Origin of the sequence: Microbacterium sp. ISL-103 (assembly GCF_018613995.1) — a bacterium.
Lineage (GTDB): Bacteria > Actinomycetota > Actinomycetes > Actinomycetales > Microbacteriaceae > Microbacterium.
The window spans coordinates 1-1,962 of record NZ_JAGGPD010000295.1 but is presented as its reverse complement, the minus strand read 5'-3'; the positions used below and the strand labels follow the sequence as shown (position 1 = coordinate 1,962).

Here is a 1,962-nt window from a genome sequence, read left to right as displayed (position 1 = left end):
CGTCCGGAATCCGATTCGACCCTCGCGGCTTCGGCCGCCGAGCTCCTGTCCGCCCTGCGCGAGGCACCACCTCTGACCCACTGCATCACGAACGCCGTCGTCACCGGCTTCACGGCGAACGTGCTGCTCGCCCTCGGCGCAGCACCCGCGATGGTCGACATCGTCGGTGAGGCCGGCATCTTCGCCGGCGTCGCCTCGGGACTGCTGATCAACCTCGGCACGCCGACCCCCGAGCAGCGTGCAGCGAGCCTCGAAGCCGTCGCCGGTGCGACCGCCTCCGGCACTCCCTGGGTACTGGATCCCGTCGCGATCGGCGCTCTGCCGGTGCGCACGGCACTCGCTCACGAGCTCGCCTCTTCGCGCCCGACGGCGATCCGGGGGAACGCCTCCGAGATACTGGCGCTCGCCGGGCTCAGCACCGGCGGTTGCGGCGTCGATGCCACCGACACCACGGATGCTGCGGCAGACGCTGCTCTCACGCTCGCCTCCCGACACGGGTCGGTCGTCGCGGTGTCCGGCGCGGTCGACCTCATCACGGACGGACGCCGCCTGCTGCGGATCGAGAACGGCGACGAGTCGCTCACCCGCGTCACCGGCGGAGGATGCGCCTTGGGGGCGGTGATGGCGGCCTTCCTGGGCGTGGCGCGCACCGTGGGAGCCAACCCGCTCACCGCGGTGGCGTCGGCGAGCCTCGTCTACACGATCGCCGCCGAGCAGGCTGCGGCGCAGGCGGCGGGTCCCGGCAGCTTCGCCGTCGCGTTCCTCGATGCGCTCGCCGCGGTGCGGCCGTCCGAGCTCACCGCTGCGGCGCGCGCCCGGGAGTTCGCGCTGTGATCGCCGACCTGTCGCTGTACCTCGTCACGGATCCGGAACTGTGCGGCGATCGGGGCGTGATCGAGACCGTCCGCCAGGCAGTCGATGGGGGTGTGCGCATAGTGCAGCTGCGCGACAAGACCGCGACGGATGCCGAGACCACCGCGCAGCTCGTCGAGCTCTCGCGCGTGATCGACGGTCGCGCCGCTCTCGTCGTGAACGATCGCCTCGACGCCGCCGTCGCCGCACGCGCGCAGGGGGCCAGAATCGACGGGGTGCACCTCGGACAGGGGGACGAATCCGTGCTGCGCGCTCGCGAGGCGCTCGGCCCGGACTCGATCATCGGGCTGACGGCGAACAATCCCGAGCATCTCGCCGTGGTGCACGCTCTTCCGCCAGGCACCGTCGATTACCTCGGGGTCGGCGTCATCCGTCCCACCAGCACCAAGCCGGATCACCCGCCGGCACTCGGCATCGAAGGCTTCCGTGCTCTCATCGCGTCGGCCGCTCTGCCGTGCGTGGCGATCGGCGGGGTCGGGATCGACGACACCGAGCGGCTGCGAGCGGCCGGAGCGGCGGGGCTCGCCGTGGTCTCCGCGCTCTGCGCCGCCGCGGATCCGGCGCAGGAGGCTGCGGCCTTCGTGCGGCGCTGGCGAGCATCCGGCACTCCGCGCGTGCTGAGCATCGCCGGCAGCGACCCGTCGGGGGGAGCGGGGATCCAGGCCGATCTCAAATCGATCGCCGCGAACGGCGGATACGGCATGGCGGTGCTCACCGCCCTCACCGCGCAGAACACGGTGGGGGTGCGCGGGATCCATGTGCCGCCTGCGGCCTTCCTGCGCGAGCAGCTCGACGCTCTCTCCGACGACGTCGTCATCGATGCGGTGAAGATCGGGATGCTCGCGAGCGCCGACGTGATCCGCACAGTCATCGACTGGATCGATGGCGTGCGCCCGCCCGTCGTGGTTCTCGACCCCGTCATGGTGGCCACGAGTGGCGACCGGCTGCTCGACCAGGATGCCGAGTCGGCGCTGCGCGATCTCCTCGGCCGCGCGCACGTGGTCACCCCGAACCCCGCCGAGCTGTCGGTGCTCGCCGGCCGCTCGCACGGCGGATGGGACGATGCGCCCCCCGGGGCAGACGCGCTGT

General features: G+C 72.2%; 2 protein-coding genes. Both read left to right on the top strand.

All coding sequences use genetic code 11. The annotated features are described in order from the left end of the window. A partial coding sequence (gene thiM, locus J7E68_RS11505; RefSeq protein ID WP_285225268.1) for a hydroxyethylthiazole kinase occupies positions 1 to 834 on the top strand: 834 nt, incomplete at its 5' end. Beyond that, on the top strand, positions 831 to 1,962 hold a 1,132-nt coding region (gene thiE / locus J7E68_RS11500; RefSeq protein WP_215172705.1), incomplete at its 3' end, for a thiamine phosphate synthase. The genes thiM and thiE, both read left to right, overlap by 4 nt.